Source organism: Ruegeria sp. AE4 (assembly GCF_056542185.1).
In genome coordinates, this window is the sequence record NZ_JBQFZK010000038.1 from 1 (window position 1) to 4417 (window position 4417).

Genomic DNA, 4417 nt, shown 5'->3' on the forward strand with positions numbered 1-4417 from the left:
ATGACCGAGATTAGACGCACGCCGCTTTTTGGGCTTCACGTTGAGTTGGGCGGCAAGATGGTTGATTTTGCCGGGTGGGAGATGCCGGTTCAGTATCCGCTGGGGATCATGGGCGAGCATAAGCAGTGCCGCGAGAAGGCGGCGTTGTTTGATGTGTCGCATATGGGTCAGGTGATATTGCGGGGCGAGAATGTGGGCGAGAAGCTGGAAGCACTGTGTCCGCAGGCTTATGCGACGCTGAAGGAAGGCAAGGCGCGGTACGGGTTCTTCACCAATGCCGAAGGCGGGATCATGGACGATTTGATCGTGTCGAACGCGGGGGATCATTACTTTGTGGTGGTGAACGCGGCGCTGCGCCATCAGGACATTCCGCATATGCGCGCCAATCTGGACGGGGTTGAGGTGACCGAGATCTTCGACCGCGCGCTGGTGGCGGTGCAAGGCCCCAAGGCCGAGGATGTGGTGGGCGCGCTCTGCCCCGCGGCGCGCGATCTTAAGTTCATGGAAACCACGATTGCCGACATCTTGGGTGTCGAATGCCGCATCTCGCGGCTGGGCTACACGGGCGAGGACGGGTACGAGATCTCGATCCCCGAAGACAAGGCGATCGAGATCACCCGGGCGTTCCTTGCGCATGAGGATTGCGAACCGGCGGGTCTGGGCGCGCGCGACAGCCTGCGGCTTGAAGCCGGTCTGTGCCTTTATGGCAATGACATCGATCAGAGCACCTCGCCGGTCGAGGCCAGCCTTGGCTGGGCGATGCAGAAGCGCCGCAAGGAAGAAGGCGGCTTTCCGGGTGCGGAACGTGTGCAGCGCGAACTGGCCGAGGGGCCTGCGCGCAAGCTGGTGGGCATCAAGCCCGACGGCCGCGCGCCCGCGCGTCAGGGGGTCGAGGTGCAATGCCTTGAGGGCAACACCATCGGTCAGATCACCTCGGGCAGCTTTGGCCCCACGGTCGGCGGCCCGGTTGCGATGGGCTATGTGTCCGCGGGCCATGGCGAGCCGGGCGAGAAGGTCAACCTGATCATCCGGGGCAAGGCGCAACCGGCACAGATCGTGGCGCTGCCCTTCGTCAAACAGAATTACAAGCGTTGAAGTCAGGAGAGAGACACCATGGCAACCTATTATTCCGAAGAACATGAATGGCTGGCGGTCGACGGCGACACGGCCACGCTGGGCATCACCAAACACGCGGCCGAGCAGCTGGGTGAGGTGGTCTTTGTCGAGCAGCAGGAGGTGGGCGACGAGTTCGAGAAGGATGGCGAGATCGGCGTGATCGAATCCGTCAAGGCCGCCTCCGAGCTTTACGCGCCGGTTGATGGCGAGATTACGGAAGTGAACGAGGCGCTGGCTGACAACCCCGGCGCGCTGAACGACGACCCCGAGGGCGAGGCCTGGATCTACAAGATCAAGATCGCCGATGCCGCGCAGCTGGAAGATCTGATGGACGAAGCCGGCTACAAGGCCTTCATCGGCTAAATCCGGCCCGGAGCCCCAGAGACCGGGGCTCCCTGCTTCATCTTTTCCAAATACTCCCGCCGGAGGCTCCTGCCGTCTCCGCCGGGTCTGACCTATCCTTGAGGAGCGCTGCAATGGCCTTCAAACTGACCGATTACGAAGCCTATGACTTCGCCAATCGCCGCCACATCGGCCCGTCGCCCACCGAAATGCGCGACATGCTGCAGGTGATCGGCTTCAAGACGCTGGACCAGCTGATCGACGCCACCGTCCCGCCCGCGATCCGGCAGAAGGAACCGCTGGACTGGGGCCCGGCGATGACGGAACGCGATGCGCTCTTTCACATGAAGCAGGTGGCGGGCAAGAACAAGGTTCTGACCTCGCTGATCGGTCAGGGATATTACGGCACCACCACTCCGGCGCCGATCCTGCGCAACATCCTGGAAAACCCGGCCTGGTACACCGCCTACACGCCCTATCAGCCCGAGATCAGCCAGGGCCGGCTTGAGGCGCTGCTGAACTTCCAGACCATGGTCAGCGACCTGACCGGGCTCGATGTGGCCAACGCCTCGCTGCTCGACGAAGCCACGGCTGCGGCAGAAGCCATGGCAATGGCCAAGCGCGGCGGCCGGTCCAAGGCCAATAACGCGGCCTTCTTCGTGGATCGCAACTGTCATCCGCAGACCATCGCGGTCATCAAAACCCGCGCCGAACCCTTGGGCATCGACGTGCAGGTGGGCGATCCCGATCAGCTGGATGCAGGTGCCGTCTTTGGCGCGATCTTCCAGTATCCGGGCACCCATGGCCATGTGCGCGACTTCACGACCGAGATCGCGGCGCTGCATGAACATAACGCCATCGCCGTTGTCGCCGCCGATATCCTGTCACTGGCGCTGCTGAAATCCCCCGGCGAGATGGGCGCGGATATCGCCATCGGCTCGACCCAGCGCTTTGGCGTGCCGATGGGCTATGGCGGCCCGCACGCCGCGTATATGGCGACCACCGACAAGCTGAAGCGCTCGATGCCGGGCCGGATCATCGGGGTCAGCATCGACAGCCGCGGCAACAAGGCCTACCGCCTGTCGCTGCAAACCCGCGAGCAGCACATCCGCCGCGAAAAGGCGAACTCGAACGTCTGCACCGCGCAGGCGCTGCTGGCCGTCATTGCCTCGATGTATGCGGTCTATCACGGCCCCGACGGCATCAAGGCGATCGCGCAATCGGTGCACCGCAAGACCTCGCGCCTGGCCGCCGGTCTGGAAGAGGCGGGCTTTGCGGTCGAACCCGAGGTGTTCTTCGACACCATCACGGTCGAGGTCGGCCATCTGCAGAATGTCGTTATGGAGGCCGCCGTGGCCCGTGGCGTCAACCTGCGCAAGGTCGGCGAGACCCGCGTGGGCATCAGCCTGGACGAACAGACCCGCCCCGAGACCATCGAGGCGGTCTGGGGTGCCTTCGGCATCGACCGCAAGGATGACAGCTCGAACAAGCAATACCGCCTGCCGGATTACGCGCTGCGCGAAAGCGCGTACCTGACCCACCCGATCTTCCACAAGAACCGGGCCGAGGCCGAGATCACCCGCTATATGCGCCGTCTGGCCGACCGCGACCTGGCGCTGGACCGGGCGATGATCCCGCTGGGATCCTGCACCATGAAGCTGAACGCCACGGTCGAGATGATCCCGGTCACCTGGCCCGAGTTCGGCAACCTGCATCCTTTCGTGCCCGAAGATCAGGCGCAGGGCTACCATCAGATGATTGCGGATCTGAACGACAAGCTGTGCCAGATCACCGGCTATGACGCGATCTCCCAGCAGCCCAACTCGGGCGCGCAGGGAGAATATGCGGGTCTTCTGACCATCCGCAACTATCACTTCGCCCGCGGCGAAGGGCAGCGCAATGTCTGCCTGATCCCGACCTCGGCCCATGGCACCAACCCGGCCTCGGCGCAGATGGTGGGCTGGCAGGTTGTGCCGGTGAAATCGGATGACAAGGGCAATATCGATCTGAATGATTTCCGCGAAAAGGCGGAAAAGCATTCGGACCATCTGGCCGCCTGCATGATCACCTACCCCTCGACCCATGGCGTGTTCGAGACCACCGTGCAGGAGGTCTGCCAGATCACCCATGATCACGGCGGTCAGGTCTATATCGACGGCGCCAACATGAACGCCATGGTCGGGCTGGCACGTCCGGGTGACATTGGCGGCGATGTCAGCCACCTGAACCTGCACAAGACCTTCTGCATCCCGCATGGCGGTGGCGGCCCCGGCATGGGTCCGATCGGCGTCAAGGCGCATCTGGCCGAGCATCTGCCGGGCCACCCGGAATACGGCACCGCCGTGGGCCCGGTCTCGGCGGCGCCCTTCGGCTCGCCCTCGATCCTTCCCGTCTCATGGGCCTATGTGCTGCTGATGGGCGGCGCGGGGCTGACGCAGGCCACCAAAGTGGCGATCCTGAACGCCAACTACATCGCGGCGCGGCTGAAGGACGCCTATCCGATCCTCTACACCTCGGAAACGGGTCGGGTGGCACATGAATGCATCCTCGACACAAGGCCGCTGGACGAGGCGGCGCATGTCACCGTCGACGATGTGGCCAAACGTCTGGTCGATTCAGGCTTCCACGCGCCCACGATGAGCTGGCCGGTGGCCGGAACCCTGATGGTCGAGCCCACCGAATCCGAACCCAAGGACGAGCTCGACCGCTTTTGCGACGCCATGCTCTCGATCCGCTCGGAAGCGCAGGACATCATCGACGGCAAGATCGACGCGGAAAACAACCCGCTGAAAAACGCCCCCCACACGGTGCGTGATCTGGTCGGCGACTGGGACCGCCCCTACACCCGCGAACAGGCCTGCTTCCCTCCGGGATCCATGGGCGTCGACAAATACTGGTCCCCCGTCAACCGCGTCGACAACGCATACGGCGACCGAAACCTCGTCTGCACATGCCCACC

Annotated in this window: 3 protein-coding genes; all 3 read left to right on the plus strand. The window is 63.7% G+C overall.

From position 1 onward, the window contains the following. Nucleotides 1–1095 carry a glycine cleavage system aminomethyltransferase GcvT gene (gene gcvT / locus ACR0EK_RS20155; RefSeq protein WP_480560853.1) on the plus strand — a complete coding sequence of 365 codons (1095 nt, stop codon included), beginning with the start codon at nt 1–3 and terminating at the stop codon, nt 1093–1095. An 18-nt stretch (nt 1096–1113) separates the two neighbouring features. Beyond that, nucleotides 1114–1479, plus strand: a complete 366-nt coding sequence (gene gcvH, locus ACR0EK_RS20160) for a glycine cleavage system protein GcvH (RefSeq protein WP_209505056.1) — start codon at nt 1114–1116, stop codon at nt 1477–1479. Between the two features lie 113 nt (nt 1480–1592). Beyond that, on the plus strand, nt 1593–4417 hold a 2825-nt coding region (gcvP, locus tag ACR0EK_RS20165; RefSeq protein ID WP_480901160.1), incomplete at its 3' end, for an aminomethyl-transferring glycine dehydrogenase.

Coding starts and splice junctions, on each gene's coding strand:
- gcvT (WP_480560853.1), top strand. CDS start 1: ATGACCGAGATTAGACGCACGCCGCTTTTTGGGCTTCACGTTGAGTTG.
- gcvH (WP_209505056.1), top strand. CDS start 1,114: ATGGCAACCTATTATTCCGAAGAACATGAATGGCTGGCGGTCGACGGC.